This is a genomic window from Vampirovibrionales bacterium (assembly GCA_016712355.1).
Classification (GTDB): Bacteria; Cyanobacteriota; Vampirovibrionia; order Vampirovibrionales; family Vampirovibrionaceae; genus JADJRF01.
On record JADJRF010000006.1, the window covers coordinates 1 to 26894 of the forward strand.

The 26894-nt window shown below is 52.5% G+C and carries 32 protein-coding genes and 1 tRNA gene; 22 read left to right on the forward strand and 11 right to left on the reverse strand.

Annotated features, from left to right (window positions below):
* Nucleotides 1-457: 457 nt before the first annotated feature.
* The 22 genes from IPK79_13250 to IPK79_13355 all read left to right on the forward strand — a co-directional run bounded on the left by IPK79_13250 (nucleotide 458) and on the right by IPK79_13355 (nucleotide 20818).
* Nucleotides 458-2308 carry a phage terminase large subunit family protein gene (locus IPK79_13250; GenBank protein ID MBK8191400.1) on the forward strand — a complete coding sequence of 617 codons (1851 nt, stop codon included), beginning with the start codon at nucleotides 458-460 and terminating at the stop codon, nucleotides 2306-2308.
* Nucleotides 2296-3621 (forward strand): hypothetical protein, encoded by a 1326-nt coding sequence (locus IPK79_13255; GenBank protein MBK8191401.1) that lies wholly within the window; start codon nucleotides 2296-2298, stop codon nucleotides 3619-3621. The genes IPK79_13250 and IPK79_13255 overlap by 13 nt, the downstream gene beginning before the upstream one ends.
* A 238-nt stretch (nucleotides 3622-3859) precedes the next feature.
* Nucleotides 3860-4156 carry an H-NS histone family protein gene (locus tag IPK79_13260; GenBank protein ID MBK8191402.1) on the forward strand — a complete coding sequence of 99 codons (297 nt, stop codon included), beginning with the start codon at nucleotides 3860-3862 and terminating at the stop codon, nucleotides 4154-4156.
* Between the two features lie 2 nt (nucleotides 4157-4158).
* On the forward strand, nucleotides 4159-4620 hold the full coding sequence (locus IPK79_13265) for an H-NS histone family protein (GenBank protein ID MBK8191403.1): 462 nt from the start codon (nucleotides 4159-4161) through the stop codon (nucleotides 4618-4620).
* A 15-nt stretch (nucleotides 4621-4635) separates the two neighbouring features.
* Nucleotides 4636-4719, forward strand: a tRNA-Tyr gene (locus IPK79_13270).
* A 262-nt stretch (nucleotides 4720-4981) separates the two neighbouring features.
* Nucleotides 4982-5230, forward strand: coding sequence for a hypothetical protein (locus IPK79_13275; protein ID MBK8191404.1), 249 nt, complete (start codon nucleotides 4982-4984; stop codon nucleotides 5228-5230).
* Nucleotides 5218-6720 (forward strand): phage portal protein, encoded by a 1503-nt coding sequence (locus IPK79_13280; protein MBK8191405.1) that lies wholly within the window; start codon nucleotides 5218-5220, stop codon nucleotides 6718-6720. Before IPK79_13275 ends, IPK79_13280 begins: the two co-directional genes overlap by 13 nt.
* Entirely contained in the window at nucleotides 6717-8774 is a 2058-nt protein-coding gene (locus IPK79_13285; GenBank protein ID MBK8191406.1) for a hypothetical protein, read from the forward strand. The genes IPK79_13280 and IPK79_13285 overlap by 4 nt, the downstream gene beginning before the upstream one ends.
* A 60-nt stretch (nucleotides 8775-8834) precedes the next feature.
* On the forward strand, nucleotides 8835-9200 hold the full coding sequence (locus IPK79_13290) for a DUF2190 family protein (GenBank protein ID MBK8191407.1): 366 nt from the start codon (nucleotides 8835-8837) through the stop codon (nucleotides 9198-9200).
* A 92-nt stretch (nucleotides 9201-9292) separates the two neighbouring features.
* Nucleotides 9293-9622, forward strand: a complete 330-nt coding sequence (locus IPK79_13295) for a hypothetical protein (protein ID MBK8191408.1) — start codon at nucleotides 9293-9295, stop codon at nucleotides 9620-9622.
* The gene (locus IPK79_13300) at nucleotides 9615-10262 is read left to right on the forward strand and encodes a hypothetical protein (GenBank protein MBK8191409.1); all 648 of its coding nucleotides are present in this window, start codon (nucleotides 9615-9617) and stop codon (nucleotides 10260-10262) included. The genes IPK79_13295 and IPK79_13300 overlap by 8 nt, the downstream gene beginning before the upstream one ends.
* Entirely contained in the window at nucleotides 10262-10669 is a 408-nt protein-coding gene (locus IPK79_13305; GenBank protein ID MBK8191410.1) for a hypothetical protein, read from the forward strand. The genes IPK79_13300 and IPK79_13305 overlap by 1 nt, the downstream gene beginning before the upstream one ends.
* 11 nt (nucleotides 10670-10680) lie before the next feature.
* A complete protein-coding gene (locus IPK79_13310; GenBank protein MBK8191411.1) occupies nucleotides 10681-11694 on the forward strand; it encodes a hypothetical protein in 1014 nt (337 codons plus the stop codon).
* A gap of 3 nt (nucleotides 11695-11697) precedes the next feature.
* The gene (locus IPK79_13315; protein ID MBK8191412.1) at nucleotides 11698-12168 is read left to right on the forward strand and encodes a hypothetical protein; all 471 of its coding nucleotides are present in this window, start codon (nucleotides 11698-11700) and stop codon (nucleotides 12166-12168) included.
* Nucleotides 12169-12312: 144 nt separating this feature from the next.
* Nucleotides 12313-12453 (forward strand): hypothetical protein, encoded by a 141-nt coding sequence (locus IPK79_13320; protein ID MBK8191413.1) that lies wholly within the window; start codon nucleotides 12313-12315, stop codon nucleotides 12451-12453.
* The gene (locus IPK79_13325; protein MBK8191414.1) at nucleotides 12446-13303 is read left to right on the forward strand and encodes a phage tail tape measure protein; all 858 of its coding nucleotides are present in this window, start codon (nucleotides 12446-12448) and stop codon (nucleotides 13301-13303) included. The genes IPK79_13320 and IPK79_13325 overlap by 8 nt, the downstream gene beginning before the upstream one ends.
* Before the next feature lie 38 nt (nucleotides 13304-13341).
* Nucleotides 13342-15183 (forward strand): hypothetical protein, encoded by a 1842-nt coding sequence (locus tag IPK79_13330; GenBank protein MBK8191415.1) that lies wholly within the window; start codon nucleotides 13342-13344, stop codon nucleotides 15181-15183.
* Complete coding sequence (locus IPK79_13335; GenBank protein MBK8191416.1) at nucleotides 15180-15524, forward strand: hypothetical protein; 345 nt, start codon at nucleotides 15180-15182, stop codon at nucleotides 15522-15524. The genes IPK79_13330 and IPK79_13335 overlap by 4 nt, the downstream gene beginning before the upstream one ends.
* Before the next feature lies 1 nt (nucleotide 15525).
* Nucleotides 15526-15954, forward strand: a complete 429-nt coding sequence (locus IPK79_13340; protein MBK8191417.1) for a hypothetical protein — start codon at nucleotides 15526-15528, stop codon at nucleotides 15952-15954.
* A 3-nt stretch (nucleotides 15955-15957) separates the two neighbouring features.
* Nucleotides 15958-17637 carry a hypothetical protein gene (locus tag IPK79_13345; protein MBK8191418.1) on the forward strand — a complete coding sequence of 560 codons (1680 nt, stop codon included), beginning with the start codon at nucleotides 15958-15960 and terminating at the stop codon, nucleotides 17635-17637.
* A complete protein-coding gene (locus IPK79_13350; GenBank protein ID MBK8191419.1) occupies nucleotides 17637-19265 on the forward strand; it encodes an SBBP repeat-containing protein in 1629 nt (542 codons plus the stop codon). The genes IPK79_13345 and IPK79_13350 overlap by 1 nt, the downstream gene beginning before the upstream one ends.
* Complete coding sequence (locus tag IPK79_13355; protein MBK8191420.1) at nucleotides 19265-20818, forward strand: CAP domain-containing protein; 1554 nt, start codon at nucleotides 19265-19267, stop codon at nucleotides 20816-20818. Before IPK79_13350 ends, IPK79_13355 begins: the two co-directional genes overlap by 1 nt.
* A gap of 282 nt (nucleotides 20819-21100) precedes the next feature.
* Here the strand turns inward: IPK79_13355 and IPK79_13360 are convergent, their stop codons facing one another.
* From IPK79_13360 to IPK79_13410, 11 genes are all read right to left on the reverse strand, one after another.
* Nucleotides 21101-21562: a DUF1643 domain-containing protein gene (locus IPK79_13360; protein ID MBK8191421.1), complete on the reverse strand. Its 462-nt coding sequence runs from the start codon at nucleotides 21560-21562 to the stop codon at nucleotides 21101-21103.
* 5 nt (nucleotides 21563-21567) lie between these two features.
* A complete protein-coding gene (locus IPK79_13365; protein MBK8191422.1) occupies nucleotides 21568-22002 on the reverse strand; it encodes a hypothetical protein in 435 nt (144 codons plus the stop codon).
* Between the two features lie 13 nt (nucleotides 22003-22015).
* The gene (locus tag IPK79_13370; GenBank protein MBK8191423.1) at nucleotides 22016-22246 is read right to left on the reverse strand and encodes a hypothetical protein; all 231 of its coding nucleotides are present in this window, start codon (nucleotides 22244-22246) and stop codon (nucleotides 22016-22018) included.
* Nucleotides 22243-22491, reverse strand: coding sequence for a hypothetical protein (locus tag IPK79_13375; protein MBK8191424.1), 249 nt, complete (start codon nucleotides 22489-22491; stop codon nucleotides 22243-22245). Before IPK79_13375 ends, IPK79_13370 begins: the two co-directional genes overlap by 4 nt.
* 179 nt (nucleotides 22492-22670) lie before the next feature.
* Nucleotides 22671-23069, reverse strand: coding sequence for a hypothetical protein (locus IPK79_13380; GenBank protein ID MBK8191425.1), 399 nt, complete (start codon nucleotides 23067-23069; stop codon nucleotides 22671-22673).
* A 256-nt stretch (nucleotides 23070-23325) separates the two neighbouring features.
* Entirely contained in the window at nucleotides 23326-24765 is a 1440-nt protein-coding gene (locus IPK79_13385) for an AAA family ATPase (protein ID MBK8191426.1), read from the reverse strand.
* A gap of 5 nt (nucleotides 24766-24770) precedes the next feature.
* Complete coding sequence (locus IPK79_13390) at nucleotides 24771-25391, reverse strand: hypothetical protein (protein ID MBK8191427.1); 621 nt, start codon at nucleotides 25389-25391, stop codon at nucleotides 24771-24773.
* A complete protein-coding gene (locus IPK79_13395; GenBank protein MBK8191428.1) occupies nucleotides 25388-26077 on the reverse strand; it encodes a YqaJ viral recombinase family protein in 690 nt (229 codons plus the stop codon). The genes IPK79_13390 and IPK79_13395 overlap by 4 nt, the downstream gene beginning before the upstream one ends.
* The gene (locus IPK79_13400; GenBank protein ID MBK8191429.1) at nucleotides 26064-26231 is read right to left on the reverse strand and encodes a hypothetical protein; all 168 of its coding nucleotides are present in this window, start codon (nucleotides 26229-26231) and stop codon (nucleotides 26064-26066) included. Before IPK79_13400 ends, IPK79_13395 begins: the two co-directional genes overlap by 14 nt.
* A gap of 56 nt (nucleotides 26232-26287) precedes the next feature.
* Nucleotides 26288-26662, reverse strand: a complete 375-nt coding sequence (locus IPK79_13405) for a hypothetical protein (protein MBK8191430.1) — start codon at nucleotides 26660-26662, stop codon at nucleotides 26288-26290.
* Entirely contained in the window at nucleotides 26659-26856 is a 198-nt protein-coding gene (locus IPK79_13410; protein MBK8191431.1) for a hypothetical protein, read from the reverse strand. The genes IPK79_13405 and IPK79_13410 overlap by 4 nt, the downstream gene beginning before the upstream one ends.
* Nucleotides 26857-26894: the final 38 nt, after the last annotated feature.

Sequence of the window (26894 nt, forward strand, 5' to 3'; positions counted from 1 at the left end):
ACAACAAAACGACCCTTTTAGATGATAGTCAACAAGAGACAACTTGCAGATATATTAGGAACCACTGAGGAAACCCTTACTCAGTGGGCCAAACAGGGTATGCCAATCCTCCTAAAAAGACTTGGGAGAGAAGGCAATCAATACGAGACTGCGGCTGTTATTTCTTGGCTGGATGCCCGCCACAAGTCCGATGATCCTCCCACAGACTACGAAACGGAGCGGACGCGCAAGGTAAAGCTGGAAGCCGATATTCTGGCACTAGAAAAAGCGCAACTCGAAGGCCACTTAATCCCATCCGATAAAGTAGAAGCATCATGGATTGGCATGATTTCGGCTTTCCGGGCTAAAATGATTGCAATACCCTACAAGTACGCGCCTCTAGTTGCTGGAAAGTCGTTCATCGAGGTCGAAACGCTACTCACAGACGCAATCCATGCCGCGCTAGAAGAACTTTCTAATGATGATGACTTGGGAAACTGCATTAAATCGGACCTCGAAAGCGGCACTCAAGGCGATCAAGCCGCCGCCGAAACTGACGGTGAGCGAGTGGGCGAATCAGTTCCTTCAACTGAGCGCTGAGGATAGTGCCGAGCCTGGCCAATTCAGCACCGACCGCGCGCCCTATCAAAAAGGCATCATGGACGCGGTATCCGAGAGAGGAATTCACACCGTTGTCGTTAAAAGTAGCGCACAAATCGGGAAAACAGCGATTCTGAAAGCGATCATTGGCTTTCATGTCGATCAAGACCCCGCGCCTATTCTCATGCTCCAGCCGACTGAGCATATGGCTGAGGCTTTCTCGAAAGACCGCCTTGCGCCGATGATTCGGGACACGCCGGCACTCAAAGACAAGATAGCCGACCCCCGCTCCCGTGATTCCGGGAACTCCATCCTGCACAAACGATTCGCTGGCGGGCACATTACTCTTGCCGGATCGAATTCCCCTGCTGGCCTCGCCAGTCGCCCGATTCGCATTGTCCTTTGCGACGAAGTAGACCGTTATCCAGCCAGTGCCGGCAGCGAAGGCGATCCAGTTAATTTAGCGATCAAGAGAACGGCAACGTTCTGGAATCGCCGGATTGTCCTGACTTCAACTCCAACGATTAAAGGCGCGTCTCGCATCGATATGGCGTATGAGAATAGCGACCAACGCCATTTTTACGTGCCTTGCCCGCATTGCGAAACCTTCCATGTATTCAGATGGGAAAACTGCCGATGGCCTCCCGGCTCACCAGATAGAGCAGTCATGGTATGCCAGGAATGCGCCGCAGAAATAGCAGAATCCTATAAACCCAATCTTCTTGCCCATGGCGATTGGCGCGCGGAAATGCCTTTTAATGGAGTCGCCGGGTTTCATATCAATGAACTCTATAGCCCATGGCGGAAATGGGCTGATATTGCGAGAGAGTTTTTATTTGCAAAGCAAGACCCACAATTGCTCAAGACCTGGGTGAATACCAGTCTCGGCGAATCGTGGGAGGAAGACGCCGAAAAGGCCGATCCTGACTCACTGATGGGGCGTCGCGAGAATTACGGCAAGGATCAAATACCAGAAAGAATCCTGTATTTGACCGCTGGCGTGGACGTGCAAGGGGACCGCCTGGAAGCTGAGATTGTCGGCTGGCGGGCATCGTCGCGGGATGAAGCACCGGAGTCTTGGGGTATTGAGTATCGAGTATTTCATGGCGATCCGGCCAAAAATGAAGTCTGGAATGACGTTGATGAGTTTCTGTTAGGCATCTACCAGACCGAATCGGGCAGAAAATTGCGCGTCATGGCCGGTTGCGTTGACTCTGGCGGGCATCATACCGCGCAAGTTTACGCATTTTGTGGTGCTCGGATTGGCCGGCATATCTACCCGACAAAAGGAATGCCTGGAGCAAAGCCGATTTGGACGCCAAAGGCCGCAAAGAGCAAAAAATACAATGCGAATGTATGGCACGTTGGCGCTGATTCCGGGAAAGATGCGTGGTATGCACGACTCAAGATTAAGGAGGCCGGTCCAGGCTATTGCCATTTCCCGCTGGATTATGATAAACATTACTTTGAAATGCTGACTTCAGAACAGGTTAGAACGAAGTATATTAAGGGGCGACCAATCCGAGAATGGTTTCTTCCCGCAAACCGACGAAATGAAGCGCTTGATATTCGCGTCTTGGCGCTGGCGGCATTACTCGCAAGGCCGATTGACTGGACCGCCATAGATCGTTCTCGGCCTATTCAGTCAGCGCCAGCGCCAAAGGCCACAATCCGTACTGGCAACAGTTCATTCATCCGCAGACAAACAGGCACTCCATGGCTGAGATAAAATGGCAACATCCGACCGGAAACACTCCTAAAACCGTTGCGCTGGTGGCACTAGGGCAGTCCCGCGACGTTTATGCGGGCGCATGGCTTCAGAATGATCTATCGGAAGCCGTGACAACCTGTGATGAGATTTGGACGTTGAATCGCGGCGTCAATGTATTTAATCATGATTTGCTATTCGTGATGGACCACATTCAAGGGGAGGCAGATAAATTTCCGCGTTACGGTGCTAGCCTTTGGAAGCACAACAAGCCGATTATTACCAGCGACAACTCTGACGGATGGCCCAATCACGTTTACAAATATCCGCTGAACGAGATTTGGGACTGGTTGCGAAAGAATATCCAGCCGCAACACTCGAACTGGTGGCACAATTCTTTGGCGTATATCGTGGTCTACGCGGCATTCATCGGCGTCAAGGAACTGCGGGTCTTCGGCGCGGATTATGCCGACCACAAAAACGGCGTGGTAGAGGATGGCCATGTTAATGTCGCATATTGGGTAGGCGTCATGGAGCGCGCGGGACTTGTGTGCATGGCTCCAGAACAATCCGGCTTTCTCGGAATCAATCAACGCGGGTTCGTCTACGGGTACAAGGACAATCCGCTTGTGATCACGGCGAACCGCGCGCGCTTCCGGGCGATGACTGGGCAGGGCGGCACCGAAGAAACCACGGCGCTCCTATCTGGCGAGCGGCAAGTGGCTGAGACGCTGGAAGAGATACAGCCGGATCATCGATACCGCTATGCTTTTGCTGCTGGCAAGGTGCATGGCGTGGTCATCGATTGCGGGTCTGGCATCGGGTACGGCAGCTATATCATGGCGCAACAGCCGGGGGTTGATACTGTTTATGCGCTTGAACATAGCCGAGAGAGTCTCGATTACGCCATATCCAATTATTATAGCAAGAAAATAGGATACTATCAGGAAGAGCTTGACGGACTATGCCTGCATGAAAGATATGGAGTCTTTGGCAACGCCAATTGGGCAGTTGCTTTCGAACTGATCGAGCACTTGCATGATCCGAAACCGCTACTTCGGTCGCTACCCGCTGACCGCCTGCTGATCAGCGTGCCCAACGAAAGCGTGGTGCCCTATTCTCCGGAAACCGCGCCTTTCCATCAGCGGCATTACACCTATTTCCAGTTGAAAGAACTTTTGTCAGAAACCGGGTGGAAGGCGGCCAAGGCTTGGGGCCAGCACGGGCCGATGTCGGATGTTGTGGAGTTTGACGAAAACTGCCGAACCATCATTGTCGAGGCTGAACGATGGCGAGATTCATCGAATACCAGCAACATCGATGGCGATTCGTAGACCTAGCGCGATCCCATCATATCAACCCCGGCACGCTCTACCATCGGTTAGAGCGTTTCGGGGAGACTGCAACGGGTATCGCCCGCGCGCTTGCTACCGGGATTATGTCCAGGGAGCAAGCCGGAAAGCGTGGAAAAGAGAATAATCGATTTTATTGCAATCGAGGGTATTGCAAAGATTAATCCGATTGCATATATTGTAATTGCGCTATATTCGGCGCTTACAGAAAGGTAATGCAATGGATTTGACGCATGTTGCTACCGATGAGCTTCTAGCTCAAAAGAAAGAAATCGAAGAGGAACTGCTTTGGCGGATCGACGAAGAATTGCAAAAGATCGATGCCCGCCGTTCGCAATTGCTGGCGATGAAGCCGACCGTGAAGCCGGAAGAGAAGAAAAAGCGCGCGAAGTCTTCGCGCCCGCCCAAGTATCGCAACCCTACCAATCCAGAACAGACCTGGACCGGCCTCGGCCAAGCGCCGGCGTGGGTCGATGTGGTGGGGCGTGGTGTTTGTTTGATTCGTAAAGAGGGCTAATCATGTTTACTGGACAGCATTCCATTGCTACTGAAAATACGATCATGGGCGACGCGCCGCGACCCATCGAACGCCGGCCGATCCTTCCGACGCTGGAAGGCATGAGTTTCGGCGATCTGCGGTATATCGCCGATTCCATCGCCGAATATGCCGGCGAGGTCCAGGCGATGCTGGAACAGAAGCGCAAAGAACGCATCGCAGAGTTGAAGGCTCAGGTTGAAGCCGACAAGGCCAGAGCGGCGGCAACGGAAGCGGAACTCGCCGCGCTTTGCCCGCAACCGGTGAAGATGGTCAACCCGTCCACGCCGAAATACCGCGATCCGGCGAAGCCAGAATGCACCTGGGCCGGGCGCGGTAAGCAACCTGGCTGGCTGAAGGAAAAGCTGGAAGCCGGCGCCAGCCTGGAAGATTTTCTGGTGGACAAGCCGACCACGCCGAGTTCGTCGGACGATCCGGGTTTCTGACCTTCCGCAATATTTTGAGCAGACGCCCATTCGGCAGGGCACCGGGCTGTAACCCCGTGGTCGGCTAGTTCCGTGTTGGTTCGAATCCAACCTGCTCAACCGAATTCAAGGAGTAACGATGAGTCCGAATGCACGAAAAGCAAACGAAACGCAAACATCATTCAGGGCGCGACTCAAACAACAACGTCAATATGAGAAGCATCGCGCAAATGGCCGCGTTGTTTGGGATTCTCAGAAGCAAGGAACCTATGTCCGCGCCAAACATGGTCCGCTTCGCTGACTCCAATTGCATATACACAACCCGCCTCATGGCGGGTTTTTTAATGCTTGACATTCCATTTTTTTGTGTTGTAAGCATGGAATGTCCATCTTCACCGGTATCCCCGTAGCAACCTTGCAAACGTGGTTGAGCGATGCTCAGACCGCGATGCAAGAACTCGCCATCGGCAAGCGCGCGGTCACGATTGCGACCGGCGACAAGCGCCTATCGTTCTCCCCAGCCGAACTCCCCCGCCTCAAAGCCTACATCGGCCAACTCCAAGCGGCTATCGCTGAAGCCACGGGCGCGACGACTGGGCAACCCTACGCGGTGGCGACATGGACGCGCTAACCCGCCTGATTGCCTACGTTGCGCCTTCCTGGGCAGCTTCCCGGATGCTGGCACTCGGTCGGCTGGCCAGCGCACAACGCTATTATGACGCCGCCACAGCCACCTCTCAGCACCCCCGACGCGGCAACGCGGCAAGCGCGGACGCCGTGATGGACCGCGCCAAGGGCAACTTGCGCGAGTATGGCCGCTGGCTGGATGAGAATCACGACCTCGCAATCGGCGTGCTGGATGATCTAGTAACGAACATCATCGGCGCGGGCGCGGGTATCGAGCCGATGGCGCGGAATATGCGCACTCGCGAGCCGGCGACGGACCTCAATAAGCAACTTGCGGAACTATGGGAAGAGTTTTGGCAATACCCCGAAGTCACCGGTGAATTGCCCGGCAGCGAAATGGAGCGGATTGTTTGTCGCTCATTTCTGCGGGATGGAGAGGTATTTGCTCAGCACGTCAATAAAGCTGTTGCGCCTTACGCCAGTCGAATTCCTTATGCGCTGGAATGGCTCGAATCTGATTTTGTCCCATTCGATCTAACCGACGCATCCCGCCTGATTGTTCATGGCGTGCAAAAAGACGGATGGGGCCGCGCGATTGGCTATTACGTTCTCAAGCAGCATCCTGGTTCGCTGATTCTTCCCGGTTCAAGATTCGATACCGTTTTCCTTCGCGCTGAAAACATGATGCACCTCAAGCTGGTGAAACGATTGCACCAGACGCGCGGAGTATCGATTTTCCATGGCGTGCTGACTCGGCTGGACGATCTCAAGGATTACGAAGAGAGCGAAAGAATCGCCGCGCGGGTTGCCGCCGCACTCACCGCTTTCATTAAGCGCGATTCGGCGCTGTCGGATACCGTTACCACGACGATGACGGGCGAAGAGAGTCAGACCGGGAGCCGTTCGTTTTCCATGGAGCCTGGGCTTATCTTCGACGGCTTGCAGCCCGGCGAAGACGTAGGGGTTATCGACTCCAAGCGCCCAAATCCGAATCTTGAACTCTTCCGTAATTCGCAACTGCGGGCGATTGCATCCGGCACCGGAACGCGTTTTTCCAGCATCGCCAAGAATTACAACGGTACGTATTCTGCGCAACGGCAAGAACTGGTCGAAACGGTCGCGCATTACCGCCGCATTTTCGATTACCTACGCGAGAAATTCTATTTGCCGGTCTGGCGGCGCTTTATTGATGCGTCTCGGCTTTCTGGGCTTTTGCGTGTACCGGCTGGCGTGGATGAAATGAGCCTCTATCGTCCTGAAATCCGCCCGCCGCAAATCCCGTGGATCGATCCAAAGAAAGAGATAGAAGCCTTTCAGGCGATGGTTGAGGCTGGGTTTAGAAGTCGGCAACAGGTTATTCGGGACTTGGGCGGCGATCCTGCAACGGTTGACGCGCAACTCATGGCCGATCCGTTGGACGTGCGCCCGCCGCTGGATTCGCAGCCGAAACAGCAAACGCAAAAAGCGCTACAAGTACAGGACGAAGCGGCATGAAAGAGAAGCCAACCGGAACAATGCCTGGAAGTCGGGTTTTTACAATATCGGTTGACCCTGGCAAGAAAGTTTCAGCCGGTGAAAGAATCCCGGCTAGCTTCTCTTCGGAAAGCCCAGTTCAGCAAAAGTTTGGCAAAGAGGTTCTATTACATAACAAAAAATCTATCGACATGTCGAAAGTGAAAGATGGCGGAGTTTTGCCATTACTTGTTATGCACAACGCGTTTTCTTTGGCTATTGGGAAAGTTGAAGGGTTTTCATTATCAGAATCGGATAAGAAAACACGCGGGTATGTTTTATTTGCAAAAGATGATGCAGACTCAGAGAAAGTCATCAATTTGCTCAATCAGGGGATACCGGTAGATTTGTCTATTGGGTATGAGCGTAATTTCGATACCGCCCAATATGACCCGCAAACAGACACATTTTTTTTCGAGTGGATGCCTAGAGAAGTTTCTATCGTTGGTTTGGGAGCCGATTCAACCGTAGGCTTTGGTAGAGCAATGCCTGGAGATATTGACATGACTGATGAAATTAAAACGCCGGCTGTCGAAGTCGGAACTACTGATAATCCTGGCGCTGGCAGTGAGCCGGTCACGCCGATTCGGCAAATCGATGCCAATGCAGTGCGCGCTAAAGCAGTGCGTGACGAACGCAATCGATTGCAAGAAATCGATGGAATCTTTGCGAATCCCATCGTCCCCCATGATTCGGTGTATGACGGCATTCGAGCGCAAGCGCTGAATGAAGGATGGAGCGCCGATCAAACCCGAAAGATCGTCATGGATACCCTGGGCGGCGAAGCGGAGCCGGTTTCCAATCCCGGTGCCGTGCCTGATGACGTGCAAGTTTTCGGCGTTGTTCGCCGCAGTCAGCCTACCGACTCCCCGGCTTATCAGCCGCGCCCGTTGGGTGCTGGGGTCCGCATGGGCGAAGATCAGACCGAGAAATTCCGCAACGGCTTTACTGAGGCGATGCTCGTCAAGTCTGGTGTGCTGACGGATCGCAAATCCATTGACGGCGCGCGGGCCGGTGGTTTCGTGGGCAAGCGGTTGATTACCCTGGCCGGCGATTACTGTCGGATGCACGGCATCAACACGCAAGCCTTGGACGATGACGCCGTTGCGGCGCGGGCGCTGACGTATCGCGCGGCTGGGCAAACCACGTCCGACTTTACGAACATCCTGGCCAATGTGGCCAACAAGTCGCTGCTTCAGGGTTGGGAAGAGGCACCGGAAACCTGGCAAACCTGGACGCGGCGCGGCACCTTGCCGGATTTCAAGACTGCCGAGATTAGCGGGCTTTCCGGCTTCACCGGCCTAGATGAAGTCCCGGAAGACGGCGACATCACTTATGGAAAGTTCACGGATCGTAAGGAGACGATCAAGCTGGTGAGCTATGCGAAGAAATATCGCATCACTCGCAAGTTGATCATCAACGACGATTTGCGGGCCCTGTCGGCTATTCCCCGCGCCATGGGCCGGGCTGGCAACCGCAAGGTGGGCGACATCACTTATGCGCTGCTGAACGGCACCGGTCCGACGCTGAATCAGGACTCCACGGCGCTTTTCGACACGTCAAGCCATAAGAACTACGTCGCCGCCGCAACCGCTCCAACCGTAGCGACGCTGAATACTGCCAGTGTGGCCATGGCGAAGCAGACCGACCCGAACACCAGCGCGGTGCTGAACATCCAGCCACGGTTCCTGATGGTCCCGAAAGCGCTGGAGCACACCGCGCGCGTGCTGATGGCCGCGACTTATGACCCGGCTGGTACTGCGGGAACCTTGCCGCCGAATCCGTTCAGCGGTCGCTACGAGGTCATCACGGATGCCCGCCTGGACGGACAAACCTACGGCACCGCCGCATGGTATTTGCTCGCCGATCCCAACATCTTCGATACCTTCGAGGTCGCGTTCCTGAATGGCATGGCCGAACCGTACATGCGGGAAAACGAAGAGTGGGACGGGCAAGGCACCAGCTATCTGGTGGGCGTTGACTTTGGCGTGTCCGCTCTCGATTTCCGCGCCGTTCACAAGTATCGCGGCAACTAATCCATTCAATCACGCCGCCCAATCATGGGCGGCTGGTTAATAAGTTTGAGGAGTTATGTCATGGCTCAAAGTCTTTCTGAAGGCGAAGTTTTCAACTATACGACCACTGGTGCGGTTGCTAATGGTGAGTTGCGCGTCATTAATCGCATGGTCGGAGTGGCGCTGAATTCCGCCACTGGTTCTGGTCAGAAAATCGCTATTGCGCTGGAAGGCGTCTTTTCGGTCGCCGCTGTTGCGACGGGCGCGAAAACCGCCGGGAATCGCGTGTTCTATCGCACCACCGGTTCGCAGTTTAAAGCGGCTTTTGCATCCGGCGTCGCCACCGGTGGCAAGCACACGATTGGAACGGTTTGGGAAACCGCTACCGCCGCTTCCACGACTTGCAAAGTCAAGTTGATCGGCGGCCCGATTGGAGTGCTGGCGTAATGCGCGGAAACATCACGGCATGGGCGTATCTCAACAATGGGTCGGAAGCTCTGGCGACGGAGCTTTATGCGATCTTCGGTTGGGAATAACCCATGTCGGATTTTAGCGACTTGATGAACGGGACTGCGGTGCCGCTGATCAAGTCGTTCTTTGGAGATGCGGCGACTTATACGGTCGATTCAACGGGTGACGAATTGACCGTGGCCGCTATCGTCGATAAAGACGTAGTAAATCCGCTGGCCGAAGCCACGTCAGCAATCGAGAAACAGACAATCATCACGATTGCAACTGCTGATCTTGCGGGGAATATACCGCGTCGGAATGACGTGATTACCATCGGCGCGGATCGATATATCGTACTGAAACGTGACTCCGATGATGGTTACTTTTCTAGGATTATCGTAAGGGCTGGCGATGATTGAGGTTGAGGTCAACGAACAGCAATTGAATGAAGTACGGGAGCGCCTTGCTTATATCAAGAACGGCGCAACCAAGGCACTCTATCGCGGATTGAATAAAACGGCTTCACGCGCAAGAACGCGCTTTTCTCAGGAAATAGGGAAGCAAGTTAATTTATCGTCTAGCAAGATCAAGAGTAAATTGGATGGGCCAGCGCAACTCTTTAACAATCGCGCTAACTCGAATCAACTTAGGGCTATTTTATCAAGCAGGAAAACCGGAACACGAATGGAGAATTTTCTAACGTCTCTATTCCCATTTCGTGCTGGTAGACCGTCTGATCCAATTGTCGTTAAAGTAAAAAAGACACCCGTCAAGATATTAAGCGGATTCTGGGTTCCAGCAAAGAATAGCGGCGGATACCTTATTGCAGTCAGGAATGAGGTATTGCGCGCTCAAGGAATGAAGAACGCCATTAATCCGAATAGCCGGTTGCCTTATACCGTGCTGTATGGTCCAGGTCCAGGCCAAATGTTTGAATCTGTAACTGCCGACTTAGGGCCAGAGTTGAGTGAGTATTTGCAGAAAGCGATTGACGCGGAAACCAGTTGGCTGATTCAGAAAAACCCGCCTCCCGCTGGCGATGGCACCGGTGAAGACTAATGCCAACCGCTAAACGCGAACTGGCAATCTCCGCGCTGGCCACTCGATTGAGCGCGACTCGCAATCCATATCCACAGGATTACGAAGAAACGCCTTTTTATGCGCTGATCGAGGGCGAGGAAACGGTTTTAAGTCGTGATTATGACGATGTTTTAGTGGTCGCCAGCTTAACTGTCGAAGCAATCGACAAATACGCTGAAGACGCCAGCAGAACTACCGCCGCTAATGCGCTGCTGGCTTATTTGATTTCAACAGCACTTGGCACCGATCCCACGCTGGGCGGTCTGGCTGAGGATTTAACGTATACCGGTGGCGCAACTCTTTTTTCAGAGACCGGCAGCGTACTCATCGGCGCGGTGGCGCGGTTTGATTTGACTTATCGGCATGTCGCCGGTAGCCCTTATTGACGGAGAACATCATGGCTATTTTGACCACTCAAACGATTGAATACGAGAGTGCAGCGAGCCAGCAGGCATTCGCCGCTCTGACCGATTCCGGCGACCATACCGTTTTCACGGCAACGTCTACGCCGTGGAGCCAAGCGAGCGGCTATGAGCCGGTGATTGGCCCTTATGGCGTTATCGATGGTGGCGCGGTGATTCCCGCAGTCAGCACGACCAATGACCTTGTGGATGCTGCTGCTGTCGTTTTGATGGCTCCAGGCATGACGGGAGCGAGCGCGACCACTGGGCGGATTACCGTTGCCGCTGACACTGATTTGTCCTGCACGCGCGGCTCCAGCACCAATACGCATATCATCAACAGCATCACGGTGAACTACTCTTCGGGCGCTTATGCGGTAGTGGCTGGCACTGCGACAACTGCTTTCAGTGAGACGCGCGGCGCTTCCGGTGGACCGCCATTTATTCCAGTCGGATCAATCGAAGTGGCTCAGGTCCGCTTGACCTCGATCACCGCCGCGCCGATTACCGCTGATGAAATCTATCAAGTGGTTGGCACTCACCAAGAACGCTACGACTATCCCGTGTATTCCGTGGACTACCTTCGCGGAAAGATCACGTTCTCAGCCGCGCTCCCGCTGATTCATACCGGGTCCGTGGCGAAATCGGTACGAGTGCGGGTTGCTACCCCGGTCTTTGCGGAAAAAGCGAACGCCCGCGACTGGGTGCCGGCTGAGACTTCAAATACCACGAACTCGGAAGACTACTATGACGGCGCGATCGGGTCGGTATCGTCTAGTCTTGGGCAGGCCAGCTTTACCGCCGCGCTCACCGATGGCGTGACGGATGGACTGTTGAGCAAGGTCGGGCAAAAGCTGATCTTCCGGTTTAAGCCGTCCCGGTCTGGTTCTGCGTATCAACTCACCCAAGGCGTCTTGGGTGTGGCTCGCACGTTCGGCGTGAAGAGTTCCCCGCAGGGGTCTTTCACGGTATCGCCGGAACAAGCCAGCGTCGATTTCTCGGGACTCTAAGATATGAGCTTCGATCTTGAGAGATTCCGGTCTTGTGCATCGCAATTGTCGCCACGGACGGCGGATGTTGCGGTAGACGATCTGGCGCATTGGTTCCCGGAAGGCGTCAAGCCGGTCTGGACGGTGCGCGGATTGACGGGCGTGGAGATTGCCACGGCAAACGATGCGCAAGGCCACGCAAGGCTCTATGTAGCCACGGTGGAAGCTCTGGCCAGTGCAGCACACTCTGATCAAGCCGACGCGCTGAAAAAGCTCTTCTGTGCCGATGGGGAGCCACCCGAAGAACTCGTCAAGCGGTTCGATCATTTGGTATTTGGTAGCGTCGATCCGAAGATTGCTCGCGAAGATGCGATCCGGTTGTTTTCACTGTATCCAGTTGTCGGTTATCAGCTCACGAATAAAATCCTTGAGCTAACCGGCCTTGGTCCAGACTTGGGAAAAGTGCCGCGCTCTACGGACTCCCCGATGTCGTAATGGCTTTGCAGCTTTGCGATATGAAAGGGCGATTTCTCTTTGAGTGTCGCCCTGATTTATTTCCGCAAGCTCAATTGACAACGGTAGAGTGCGAGCTATGGGGAATGTATTATGAAGACAAGTCTAAAGCGACTCGCTAAGCAAATGAAGAAACTGAAAGATAATCTCAAAAAGATGAATGAGATTGATAGTCAACCAATCAAATTATCCGCGCAAGATATTTCTAGCGAACTTGCCGCTTTCATGCGCGGCATTATGGAAGGCATAAGGATTGGCCATGGCTAATCTGCAAAGCGTTGTCGAGCTTATTTTTCGTGGCGTCGATCAAGTATCGGATACTACGCAAAGCGTATCTAACAAACTGGCCGCACTTGGAGAGGCGGGGTCAACGATTACCGCGCCGCTTGCCGATGCGACAAAAAGCGTTTTGGCTTTTGAGGCTTCGGTTATTACTGCCGGCGCTACTGTATTGGGCTTTGCAATTAATGAAGCAGATAAGTTCGATGAGGCATTTAGGGAAATTACAACTCTAGTCAAAGAGCCAATAGGAAATCTACAAGAATTTAGAACTCAAATTTTAGCTTATGCTGCTGATAGCACGCAAAGTCTCGATCAAGTAACAAAAGCAACGTATAACGCGATTTCTCAAGGTATATCCTATCAAGATTCATTAAAAGCCGTTGCGCTTGCTGAAAAGCTAGCGGTTGGCGGTAAGGCTGAATTAAACGATTCACTGCAATTTCTTGTCGGTACGCTAAATGCGTATGGGCAAGGCATCGATCAAGCTGAAAAATATAGCGATATATTCTTTACTACCGTTCGGCTTGGAAAGACAACTATTCCAGAACTTAGCGCAAGCATTGGCGGCGTCACCGGCGTTGCTGCTAATGGCGGCGTTGCTGTTGAACAGCTAGGCGCGGCGATTGCTACGCTAACCAGCGCCGGAATTAACACAGCGGAAGGATTTACCGCACTCAAGGCAACAATTAGCGCAATCCTAGCGCCTGGAGAACAGGCAAAGAAACTTGCCGACGATTTGGGGATTAATTTCAACGAGGCCGGATTAAAATCGCTTGGATTCGCTGGCGTATTGGATCAAGTTAAGGAAAAACTGGACTCTCAGCGGATAAGTTAAAAACTTTATTCGGAAGTACAGAAGCTGTAAACGCTGTCATGATTCTTGCCGGAAGCAATGCCGACAAGTTCAAGGCTAATTTGTTGGAAATGTCGAATGTGAGCGGCGCAACCCAAGCCGCGTTCGACAAGATGAAAGATGCGACATCCAATCTTGCTCAGGCATTTACTGTTGCGCTTATTAAGATTGGCGATCCTCTTTTAGATGAATTTGGCGCTATTGAGGAGGCACTTGGCGAGCTAGCGAAATCGTTTATAACCTCAGTTGATAACGATACTTTTGCGCCGCTAGTAAATGTTGTAAAGAATAACTTAGGCAATATAGCCGAGTTATTTTCTTCTGTTGCCAAAAATCTCCCAGAGGCTTTATCTGGCGTAGACTTTGGAGAGTTTGCCGATTCGCTACAAATTCTATTTAATTCAATTAGCGATTTATTTAATCTAAAAGGTCTTGAAACAACACAAGGGTTACAAGGCGCAATACAGACCATTGTTGATTTATTGACTCGCACTACCGCTTACTCTAGTGATGCTGTTAAATCTTTAGGCCCGTTTGTTGAAAGCCTTGGATCGTTAATTAAGTTTATTTCAGAAATTGATATTGGCAAGATAGCGCTAATTGGCGAAATTGGCGGGTATGCGCTCGCTGCTAATATCGGGTTTTCTGCATTATCTGGCGGGCTTGCCGTATTTAATGGGTTATGGCCTACGGTTACGGCTGGCATGGCCGCAATTAAAGCAGAGGCATTGCTGGCCGCTGCCGCTTTGGCTGGCCCTGCTGGCCTGGCCGCTGCGGTCGGTACGTTATCGTTTGTAGCAACAAAAGAATCCGGTCTTGGCGACAAACTAAATGATATTCTTGCGATTGATTTTTTTGCCGGATATGAAGGCGCAACGATTGGAACTCAAATCTCTGACCTTACCGACGCCATTGGTAATTACTTTTCTACGCTAGAAAAGAAACCGCCGACGATTGAGCCGGTCAAAGTTCCCGTCGATCAATTTGACGGCGCTATCTCTGAAATCGCGCGATACGAACAAAGCATTCGAGACGCCGATAAAGAATATACCGATCTTGTCAACTTCCTCGCAAAGCCGGTCCCGGTTAGTTCATGGGATGGCATCCTAGCGCAACTGAACAAGATTGACGATAAAACAAAAGAAGCCAACGATTCAACAAAAAAATATATCGGCACACTGGAAGGATTGCCGGAATTAAAACTGCCTGATAATGTCAAGGTAGAACAATATAGAACCAGCGTTGAGGGCGTTGTCGCTGTTAATGGGGCGCTGGTTACTTCATACAGTAGTCTTGACGGTAAGACTGTAAAAGCCACTGGCGCTTTCGCGGCGGTATCGACCGCTGCTGAGGATAACGCAAAGAAAGTAGAAAAAGCGACGAAAGAGGCTGACAGCTTCCGCATCAAGATGGAAGAAATCGCCAGCAATGAAAGAATAAAGAATATAGAAGCCTACGTTACTTTAAACGTCGCTGATATTGAAGGACAGACTAAACGGGTCGAGGCCGCGTTCGAGTCTATCAATACCACGATCAACAGCACGGGCGATTTGTTAGGATCGTTATTTGGTGCGCTTAGCAACGCAGACTCTTTCACGAAACTGGAAATTATTGAGCAAATCGATGCCGAGAATAAACGCCGCGATGCTGCATTGCAACTGCAAAAAGAATTGACGCAAGCTGAGATTGAAAACATTCGTGCAAAGACTCGGGCATTGGATCGTGGCGATTCTATCCTGAAGATCGACGGCACCGGCCTTGCGCCACAGCTTGAAGCGTTCATGTGGGAAATCCTAAAGGCGATTCGAGTTCGCGCCAATGCCGACTTTGCTGATTATCTGCTTGGGATTGCGACAACATGATTAGTTTATCGGCAACATCCTACGATCCAAGCGGCGCGCTAATTATCCATGCTCGCTTTGAAAACGAATACCAGGCGGAACGGCGCGGAAGCATTACCGCTACCCTGGACGGTGGCGTGGCGGTCTACGACACCGGGTACAGCCTATCCGACAAGACGCTGACGGTGCGCGTTAAGCATCCGACCAAAGCCATGCTGGACACGCTCACGTATCTCGTCGCTTATTACGGGCAAGTGATATTAAGCTACAACCAAGGCGTATTCTTGGCGGTGCTGTCTTTCGCGCTGAATATCGATACAGTAACTATCAACTGTCGGCTAATCAGCCGACTGGACGGCTAATATGGCGAGCACGATTACGGCTTACGATAAACTGTGGCGGCTGCTGGCCACCGGTGGCGTTGATCTAGATACGGATACCCTTAAGCTGGCCCTGGTGACTTCTAGCTATACGCCCAGCACCGCTCATACGCAATGGGCTGATGTATCGTCCTACGAAGTAGCGACCGGCAGCGGATATACAACCGGCGGTGAGGCGCTGGCCAGTCCAGTGGTAACTGATGACAACATCGATTACAACGATGTGACCTGGACGGCGCTAACAAAAACCTTCCGTTATGCAGTTTGCTACAAGTCTGGGAGCGGTGGCGGCCTAACTAATCCATTACTGTTTTATATCCTGCTTGACTCTACCCCATCCGATATTGTCAATACCGGAAGCAACTACACGATTAGTTGGAATGCGACCGACAAACTATTTTATAAGCCTTAAATCATGGCTAATGGCATTGTTTGGTATTTTGGCCCAGACCTGGATTCAGCCTTAGAAAATCCTGTTGTAATGCAGGGGAAGGATGAGGCCGGTAATGTATTGCACGAAGTGAGGTTTGGCGGAGTGCGATACGGTGATTTCCCGTATTGCTTTATCGCTGATCCTGATGGACGGCTATATGTAGGACTGCATGATCTATATAATACCTATAGAACACCAGACCTGCATTTTGTTGTTTATCACCAAGAGGGTTATAGGATTGATTTTCCAGACCTGCACGGTGCAAATATTTTTGCATTGCATAGAGATTCAAGCGGAAATATATATGTTGGGGGATTAAACAACGCAGACGATGATACTTACATTTTTAGAAAATACAATTCCAGCGGCACGCTACAGTGGTCAAAAAAAGCAAGGACGATTGATGATAGCGTGCAGACAGGGGTTAGAAATATAAAGGAAGATGCAGGCGGGTATTTGTATGTCTGTGCGCAAGGGCTTTTCTCGGAACTCACAAAATACGATTCGTCTGGAAATCACCAATGGACGCAAGTCGTTAAAAGTGAATCCGGCATATCCGGCATAAAGTTTATCGCTATCGACTCATCAGGATATATCTATACCGCTGGAGATAACGCACAAGGGTATTATCAGGGTGAGGCTTACGACCCATACGACTGGACGTGGAACATCACTTATTTTGATGAAGCCACGTATACGGGTGGGCAGCATGAATATTACAATATCATCAAATGGGACTCTAGCGGGAATTTTATAGCTGGCGCATATACCGGCAGCAAGACTGATGACTTTAAAATAGTTAATGACTATCTCTATATTTTATCGAATGCAGGGTTTCATAAATTATCAACGTCATTTGTTCAGCAGAGTTTCACTCCACCATCTTTTAATCTTCCTGTTTACGCCTCGTTTTCAATATTCGATATAAACCCGGATGACGAAACGGTTTATACAGCGAACTCTCAAAGACCGCTAGGCGTTAAGTTTACCGATCAAACATTAATGCCGTCTTTGCCGATCCCGATGTTTCTAGGGGAACCGTATTGGCAAGGCGACCGCTATAATATCATCCCATCGCTTGCGCTTAACTATGCGCTAAAAGCGCCGTCCGTTATTCGGGACTTCGCCGGTGCATTTCAACTGCCGAATATCTACCGCTGCTATTTGACCGGCGGAAGCGGGACCATTGAGTTGCAGCTTGCATCATTCTCTTGCCGCCGTGGTTATGGCGTGATGACCATCAGTGCGGTTTGTCCAGCATTGACCGATTCACAGGTCCAGCAAGTCATTGACCGAGTTGCTGGAAATCTCATCATCAAGCGCGGGATCAAATTTGCAAATGGAGTTGAGCAACTGGATGAGATGCTGGTTGCACCGCTTTCCGAGAGTCCATATAGACTAGATACGGGCGGGCGATCAGCCAGTATGACGCTGGACGCAAAGAGCGATGCCGAGATAGAGAACCCTAAGACGCGAGCTATTCAAGGAATTAGCTATCGGAATTCCGCAAACGGCAGTCGCCGCATTCGCTGTTCTGTCGATACGTATCTGCGTCCTGGTGATACTGCTGACTTGGGTGGAGAGGAAACCATGATTGTAGGCGAAATCACTTATGCAATCTCGCCAACACAAGCATTCATGGAAATCAGCGAGGCAAGCTGATGGCCTACTATATCGCGGTTGGCGGCTTGCGGAATGCGTCTAATATCACACACCGGCTATTCATTGATGGCACGTCTAGCCCGCTATATTCATTCGATCATTACGGCGAAATCAATGCAGTCGCTTATGACTCGTATGGAAATTGGTATGCCGCTGGTAAAGCGCAACTAGATACTAGTGACTATAGCGGCGTCTATACCGTCAGAAAGTACGACATTGACGGCAATCTATTATGGCGTCGGTACTATCACACAACGACACTCTACGGGATAGCGGTTAATGACGCTGGCGACGTTATCGTTGTCGGAGCGTCATCAGGCGGGAAAAGCATTCTCAAGTTTGATTCGTCAGGCACTGAACAATGGAGCGCTGACCACGGGGCGGCCACTTATTGCGTGGCGCTGGACTCTAGCGGTAATGTTTATGTGGGCGGCGCGGTTTCGAGTAGCGTCTCTATTCGCAAATACAACTCAAGCGGCACTCAGCAATGGACGGCTAATCATGCTGCAACGGTGCGCGGAATTTGTCTTGACTCTAGCGGGAATGTTTACGTCTGCGGAGATACAGCCAGCGGTCCTTACAATGTCAGACAGTATGATAATGATGGGACTCTGAATTGGTCTAGGAATTATTTATACTCAGCAACAAGCGGAACGGTTTACGGAATTCGGGCTGATTCAAGTCAAAATACTTACATTTGCGGAAAGACCAGCGGCGTATTCGGATTAGTCAGAAAATACAATTCCAGCGGCACTATTCAATACGATTCGACGTATGGAGGCGGAAGCGATTTAAACGCCACTCCTTACGGGATTTTCTTGACGCCGGAAAGCGATGTTTATGTGTGCGGCATTCGATCCGCCAGCGTCGGGGAAATTGAAAAGTACAATTCCAGCGGGACTTATCAGACTGAGTACACGAACGCCGGTCGGCTCAATGCTATTTGCGCTTTCCAGATTGCGACGATTACCGGTGTCCCCGCGCTGGCGCTAACTTTCGCGTTGGGAGTGCCCGGCGGTGGACGGGCCTACGAAGTTCCTGGATTGCCGCTGGCCTACTCGCTGGCGATCCCAACTAGTACCGCACCGCCCGTCCCCCCGTTGGGTGATGGGCAAGTCATCTACCGCTGCTATCTCACCGGGGCCAGCTTGATCGAGCTGCCTATCGAATCCATTGAATGCCGGCGAAGACGCAATCAGAGTACGTGGTTGCTGCTGTCGGTTCCCACTGTGACCACGGCACAGCGAGCGGCAATCCTGGCGGCGGTAAACGTGGGCCAGTTGGTCATCTATTCCGGTTTGCGGGCCGGCGATGGGACCGAAACGCTAGGCGAGTTTCTGCGGGCGACGCTGACTGAAACCGACGAAACTTTGGAGCCGTGGGGCGCTTCCATGGTCTTAACCGCGCGGGTGGCGGCGGTGCTGGAAACCTTGCAGACTCGATCACTGGAAGGCGTCTACCAACGATCCGATGCTAGCGGGAGAAAGTCTATTTCATGCGTCAAGGTAAATCCGATCTTACGTCCAGGCGATACCGTGACGGACGGCGATTGGTCATTCGTGGCTGACTCAGTGACCTACAAAATATCGGCGCTCAGTAGCGATATGACCGTGCGGGAAGCGCCGTAATGGGCAAGGCGATCATTACCGCCAACGTGGGCGACGGGCTGTATAAAGCGCGTCCACTCTACGACTTGACGCGGCTGAACAAAGAACTAGACAAGCTCAATACCGATCAAGCTGAATATTACGCACTACTCGGAAAAGCGGTCCTGTCGCTGTCACTGCTAGAAGATGAAACGGAAATCGCCCGCCGCGCGATGAACGAGGTCATCAATCAATGGCAACAGGACTTGCTTAATACCGAAAACCCGCCTCCCATCGAGCCGCCCACGGAAGATGATCCAGAAACCGGGATGCCTTGGGAGCCGCAAGACAAAGCGCAATATGGGCCACTGGAAGACGCCATAAACGCCGCGCGTACCGGGGCCGGAAAGTCTGCGCTCACCCGCGACGATGACCTTGATTTCGCAGCCCGTAGGCACGCATGGGACATGTCAGGGCACCGGCTCATGGGGCACATTGGCAGCGACAAGAGCGTGCCCACAAGCCGGGTCGCGTTCACTGGCTACCAAGCAGATTTCGTGGTGGAGATGGTCGCGTGCGGGGCATTCACTGCCGGGAGCGCGGTCGCTCAATGGGCCATAAACAGCGCGTCGCCTATCTACAGCGATTCAGCGACTCAGGTAGGGGTAGCCTACACCTACAGTTCTGGACACCCCGCTACGCACCTCTGGGTAGCGCTGCTGGCCAATCCTGACCCAGACCCCGACCCGTCGCCGCCGGCCGTCACTTATCCAGATGATCCAGCGCAAAAGACCGCACGGGAGCAAGAGGCCGGCATGGAAAAGATCGAGCCGCCAAAGACTGAAGTGCTGGCCCAGCCTGACAAGCTCACGGACGTTGTGCGCAAGTTCGGAATCGCCGCAGGCAAGGAAGCGGCGGCACGGCGCGAGGTCAAGCGGTTGCTGGCTGAGTACGATATTCGCTCCACGCGAATCAGCGAACTGCAAGCCCTGAAGACCTCTTTGAACACGCTGGAATACGATGTTTGGAGCACCTTCTATACTGAAGCGCTGACAGTTGGGCAAGAGATTGAAACCGCTGAACCACCGGGATACTGGCGGGATGATGCGACTCCCACGGTTGTTGCTGGCGGCGGTGTGTATCCACACAACTATCTATACACAGAACGACCTTGGAATATAGCCGCGTTCGACTCGGCTCAGGTCAAGCCGGGCAAGCTGGCATCGTCGGTCCCGCTATCGCCGGAAGCCGTCTACTATAATGCCTGCCTAGAGCCTGGGCACCTGAAATGGAAGCCGCTATGGCGCTACGGGACCATCACGCGCCTGGACAAGCCGGGGAATCTGTGCGATCTGGCACTAGAAGTCGTGACGGCGCGGCTGTTCATTGATGAAGGAACCGCGCTTGACTTGAATGAAGCGGAGACGCTGACCAACGTAGTGATCTCTTACCCGCCCTGCAACGGGTACGGGTTCGAGGAAGGCGACGAGGTGCTGATTCTCTTCGAAGGCCATGACCGGGCTAGCCCGAAAGTCGTTGGGTTCCGCCGCGCGCCGCGCGATTGCAACGGAAGAGAGGATTGGTTGCAGCTTTAATGAAGCTCTCGCCACAGTCAAGGGCGGACGCGGCAAGGCGATTGAGGAATTGTTGCGCTAAATATCTGGATCGTTCTCATCCGCCCACTTTTCAGCGTCTTCCATCGTATCAAATGGACCTGCCCACGCAACAATGGGCAGGCTATTGCTCCATGTTTCACCATGCCAAAAAGCCGATCCAGGAAAGAACCCCTAGTACGGGTCCCAACAATGCAGCGTTGCGTACCAGCCGGTCATAGGCGGCGTCTCATCATCGCGGCCCCATTCAAAGCTCATCAGAGTCTACTCCCAAGGTTGCGGCTTCAAATCCGCTTTCAGATAGAGAGGATGGCACGGATAGCCGCCCTTTGTCAGTTTCAGGACGTGCATTCGGTGCAGGAACCGCCGTACTGCATTCCCGCGCCCCATGTGCTCCCCATGCACTCCCCAAGCCGCGATCACGATTCCCGCGTCCGCCGCCAGCCGAATCAACGCCGTGTCGTTCTTGGGGCCAATCGGATCGTCAAACCGCTTCATCACGAGCGGATCGGTCGAACGATAAGCAAAGATATTCGTCATGTACAGCGCGCCGTATCCCCATGATTGCGCGTACCGGATGCAGCGGCGGACGGTCGGATCGTCTTGTGTTTCGTCCGCCGTGGATGGATTCAGGCCGATGAACATTGCATAGTCACCGGGTGCCCAGCGCCGCAACAGCGAATAGCGCCATGTGCGGCATGGGCTGAATGTGGCAGTGCGTTCGATGATCTTCATACCGAATCGACAAGCATGAGGTCTTCGCCGTACATCCAGCTTTTCCCGCTCGGAGTATCACACCCAATACACACCGGCATCCATACGTCACCACTATCAACACCGACCACTTTGTAGTCTTTCCCGATCTCAAGGCATTCGTACCCGAATTCTTGCTTTGATCGACCGCCAACCAACCGCACAGTATCGCCAACCTTGATAGTCGACGGATCGATGGGCTTGAGGGTTTGCGATGACCGAACATAAGCAGCCAACTTCTTTAACGCCTTACAGCTCTCTTCCCTATCAAGTTCAATTTGTAACTGAATGGCGGACTTTCCATTCCCAGCAGTAGGCAGACTACGATGCTCAAGCCAAGAAATCCCGCAATCGTTTGGATTGGAGCGACATTGAGCCGGCAGGATACCGGCGATGTTGTATAGTGATTTCATTGCGTTATCCTAATCACTCAAACTTCATTCTTTCAAGTTTCGCTATCTTCTTCTTCAAGCTAGCGATTTTATTAACGCGCATTTCCTCTGCGCGCGCGATGGCCGCTGGTTTATTGTAAAACCAGTCAACTGGATTAACCATCGGTTGAATATCGTCTATAACGACATAATTGTTGTAAAACTCAGGATTATCAAGTTCGATAATGCCTTTTGTTAGCGCAAATTTCGTAACGTAGGTTTTCATTCTTTCTCCTCCAAGCGACGCTTCACGTTGATAATGTTCTGGTAGTTCGTCGGCTCGAAATGAGCGTCGAGTTTAACTACCATGACGCAATCCTTATCAATTCCGCCGCGCAATGCTAGCAAGCATCCTGGAGTAAAATCGTTATCTACAACCGAATGGATTTCTGGATGCAACGCAAAGTATCTTGCCGCCCGTTCCGCGAACCGGATTTGCTCCAGTTCATCTTCAACTTTAACCGTTCGCATTTCTGAATTCCTCGTATTGGCAACGACTGACTAGCTTGCCGTTATTCCACAATTCCAGAGACTCGCCCTTCATGATAGTGCGCGCTTCTTTGTCGTAAAGATCAAACGCCGTGACCTTGCAGCGCGTTTTCACGATAGGGATGATTGCGTTCGAGTAATTCTTTATTACTATCCACATATCAGCCGCCATTCCTGACGAATTCAAGTGTTCGTTGCAACAGGCCGATCATGGGGGATGGGTCGTTTTCTGATTTGCTATAAACAGAATCTACTAATGGCCAGCAGCATCGGTGCCCCTGCATCCTAAAAATCGGGCAATGATCTCCGTTCATATCTTTACACGCATAGCCATAGAGATATTTTTCGCACAATGCGCATGTATCGGTATCAAACACAAGACCATCACCGTCATAGGAAGAAATGCAATGATCCTCATAAGTCATCCCTTCCGGGATGTTCTCTTGCTTCGCGCCTTCCCACTTATTCATGCAGTGCATCAAGCACTCTTCGTCGGACGCTTGCGCAAGTTCGCTAGCAGGAACCGGGTAATGCTTGGCAAGCCATTGTTCAGGGGTCATTCTGGAGTCCTCTTCGGTGAATATGCCGCCCCATGATGGGGCGGCATGGAATATAACTCCGGTTTGCGTTACGTCTACATGGCCGTATCCTCAGTTATTGGCAGCGATTTGAACTTAACTTGTGGCGGTCGCTGGTTCGCCTTCAAAGTGAGACTGTGAACGCTCACTTACAAAAGCTGCATCATCGCCCAATACTCAGGATTGAAGAACGCGGCGATAATCATGGCGGCATTAGCTATCCGGTTATCGGTTGTTTTTACTGCTTAACCGCCACAATCCCATCGTCCGCGCTGCATTCTGCCGTGAGCACCACCACTTTCGCAGTCTTGGCTTGTGCGTCAATCGCGGCGCGGTTCTCTGGGTCCAGACCCTCCCAAGCCTCTTGTGGGATGACCAGCAGGCCACCGGTTCCAACCGCCTGAATCGCGATGTCCAGGGCGATACGCCACCGTTCGCCGGCTGACAAGTCGGCATAGAATGTGGCTCCGCGCTTCGTGTTCGTCACGAGCCGGCCATCGATGACTCGCAGCGGACACGCCGGAATCTCCGCGACGATCTCAGAGAGCACCTCATCCGTCTGCCTAGCCTTTTCCCGCAGCTCCTTCGCCTCTTCGGCGTACTCCTGGGCAGTCAGGATCAAGGCGTCCGCCCGCTCCCGCTGTTGCATCATGACCTGTTGTTGGGCGGCCTTGGCTTGCGCGGCCTTGGCTGCTTCCAGTTCCGAAGTGGCGGCGGAGAGTGCAGCGGCGGAGGGCGGATCGACATGCGATTCATGGATTTGCCGAGCCAGTTCTTCTCGCAATTTGGCTTGCTCAGACTTGGAGTCGTAATGAGCGCCAGCAATGCGAAGGTCTTCAGCGCTTTGCTTGTATTGCGCGAGGGCCGCTTCGTATTCAAATTTCAGTTGCAGCGCACGCGCCTTTTTTTGTGCTGTCTCGACTTCAAGTCGATCCGCTTCTTGCAGCGCCTTGTCAAGATCGACTGCCGGCAACTCTTCCAGACGCTCCATCGCCGCCTCGATCCGAACCTTGGCCGCTTCCGCTAGTTCAGCCTGTTTTTGTAGGGCGTCCAGCGCCCGAATCGCCGCCGTGACTCGCTCTTGCGTCGCCGCCGGATCGATGGGCGTATTCAGGTCGCCGGCCAGCGATTCGATGATGGCTGTCGCCGCTGCTTCGTCCTTCGCGCTGAACTTCTCGTACTCATTCGCGCCGATGTTCAGCCGCTTCCGCAACTCAGCCATGGCCGAAACCGGATCATCCAGACTCAGATCTTTGGTCAGATTCTCTGGAAACCCGTGCAGGTCGCCCTTGCTGATGTCGGCTTTCGAGAGTCCAACCAGCGCCTTGATGCGCTTGGAGTCGGCGCGTTCAGGGTCAACAAAGCCGGGGTCCACGAGATCGGCGATGGATAGACGCCCCTCCAGGGTCTCGACCTGGAGTTCCCCTTGCCGACGCACCGACCTGGATACCTTCATCGTGACGCCGGCCACGCTGACGGAGCCACTTTTAGCCATGTCCGTGATCGGCGGCTTTCCTTTTCCCGTCATCGCGGATTGGATAGCATCAAGCGCGGTGGATTTTCCGCTGCCGTTGCGTCCGGTGAGCACCACGACCCCGCCGTCTTTCGGGATCAAAATCTTGGCCGACCGTATCGCACCAATATTGTCTAGTTCAATCACATAATCTGCTGTGTTCATATCAACTACTCCACTTCCTGCACCGGGCCAAGGCCGGCGCCGAATTCATCGGGGGTTTGAGTCTTGGCGTTATCTGCTTCTATCTTTTTAGCCTGTTCGGCGCAAGCATTGCGCAAAGAAACATATACCGGCGTCGTTTTCGTCCAGTTATTCTCCGTCGCTAATGCCACAAGCCATTCGCGCATCTTTTTAGCATCCTTGAATGCGCTGATATGAGCCTCATAATCCACGATTTTCAGCGGAAGAACTTTGTACAGTGACCGCTTGGCGCGTGTAGTAGTCAGGGCTAGCTTGATTTCCTCATCGATCCCGCTGACATGGCTAATTCGAATCCCGCCCACTTCGACGCCGCCGTATTTAACGGTTTGGTCTCGATAAAGCGTCATGGATTTTCCAATCCATTCAGAACCTTTATCGCCCCACACTGAAATCAAAACACGCCGCATGGACTTACAAGGCCGGAAAGGGCGATGCCCGGTAATGCAAATATCGATAGGTTGTTCCGGTGATGGGGACCGCTTGACGGCTTCCACCGTGACCGTAATAGGCCCGGTAATCAAGTCGTCTGCATTCAGTTGGTCAGACTTGGGGACGATAGTATCTTGCAAGCTAGTCTCCTGGTTCATAGTTCCACCTCATCATTGATAGCAAACGTGCTTTCCCATGCAGCGCGCGCTGCGCTGGCCATGCTAATGATTCGCCCATCGATCAACATGCCGGAGAACTCAGCAACAAGAGCATCAATTTCATCAGCCGCGCTGATTGCGGATTCCTCGATCTTGCGAATAATGGCATCGTCAATGTCAATTATTTTATAATAAAACGGAATCTGTGTTACCCATGGGCAAAATGATACCAGACACCACCACTGCCGACCGGTAATCCACATATTGCCTTGGACCTGGGCTATATAATCATCAAAGCCATTCGACTTGATGTTCCTGATATGCTGGCGTGGATTAGGGCATTTAATTTCAATTCCTGCCATTTCGCCAAATAGCCCATCAGGACTGCATCCGATCCGGCCGTCGTCGGTCGTGATAAATCCAACCCGGTCAATGGGTGCGCCGTTCACTTCCTCAAGCAATTTCAGCGCATACGGCTCCAAAAATTGACCACGCTGCATGTCGATACTCGAATAACTCTCGATAGGCTTTCCCGATAGGCGTTCGGAAACCACGTCAAGAATATAGGATTGGCGCGTCTTGCCTTTCCCCCCGGTTAGAAGCTCTTTTGCATGGCTCATCGTGACCACGCCGCAGCGGAGTTGTTGCCATTCCTCACTGCCCTGTTCGCACTTATGAACGATCATGGCTCGCCTCCTTGTATCGACCTTCCATCACATCCACCACCAGTTCAGCCAACGCCTTGAGCGTCAGCATGTCCAGCGCCGGCTGACTGTAACCCCGTACTGGGTGACGCGGGTTGCGCCGTGGCGCGTGGATGCGTATAATTTTGGTCTGCATATCGTCTTTCCTCTTTGTTTTTCATCCGCTAGGAGTTGTCGCTCCTAGCGGTTTTTTCATGCGTCGAATTCTTTCCTGACATCGCTCGACACGATGTCCTGCACTGGTAACGCAATCGTGTTTGCGATGGCTTGTGCGGCGCGGATCATTTTCCCCCTGCCAGAGTCGCCCTGATTGCGTTGTTTCCACATCTCGAACAGATAGCGGCGTAACGTCTCTGTAGCAATGTCCGACTCGAACAGCGTGTCTAGCACGCGCTGCATCAACTCTTGCTCTGCTTTTCCATGCCCGCTGGACATTTCCAAGTCGCTAATTCGTTCGGAGATTGCATCGGAAATTGCATCGGCTCTTTTTTCCATATCGCGCTTAAATTCCTTTTCAGATTCTCGCTCGAACTCCCAATCGTGAAAGTTCGCTGGCGATGTGCTCATAGTCCGAACCACCAGATAGCGGCAAAGATCGACACGGCGGCGGCGATGAAGATAGCGCCGTTGCGAAGCAGGGATCGGCGTAGGCGTCTTGAATTTTCACGTTTAATAGCCAATTCTTGCAGAATCCTTTTTTGTTCATAATGCTTCACGGATAAATCAAGAAAACGGCGAGTTCTCAGGTCTATTTCCGACATTTTCTTGCCCTCCACTCTATTGCTGCTTGCTGCAAGCG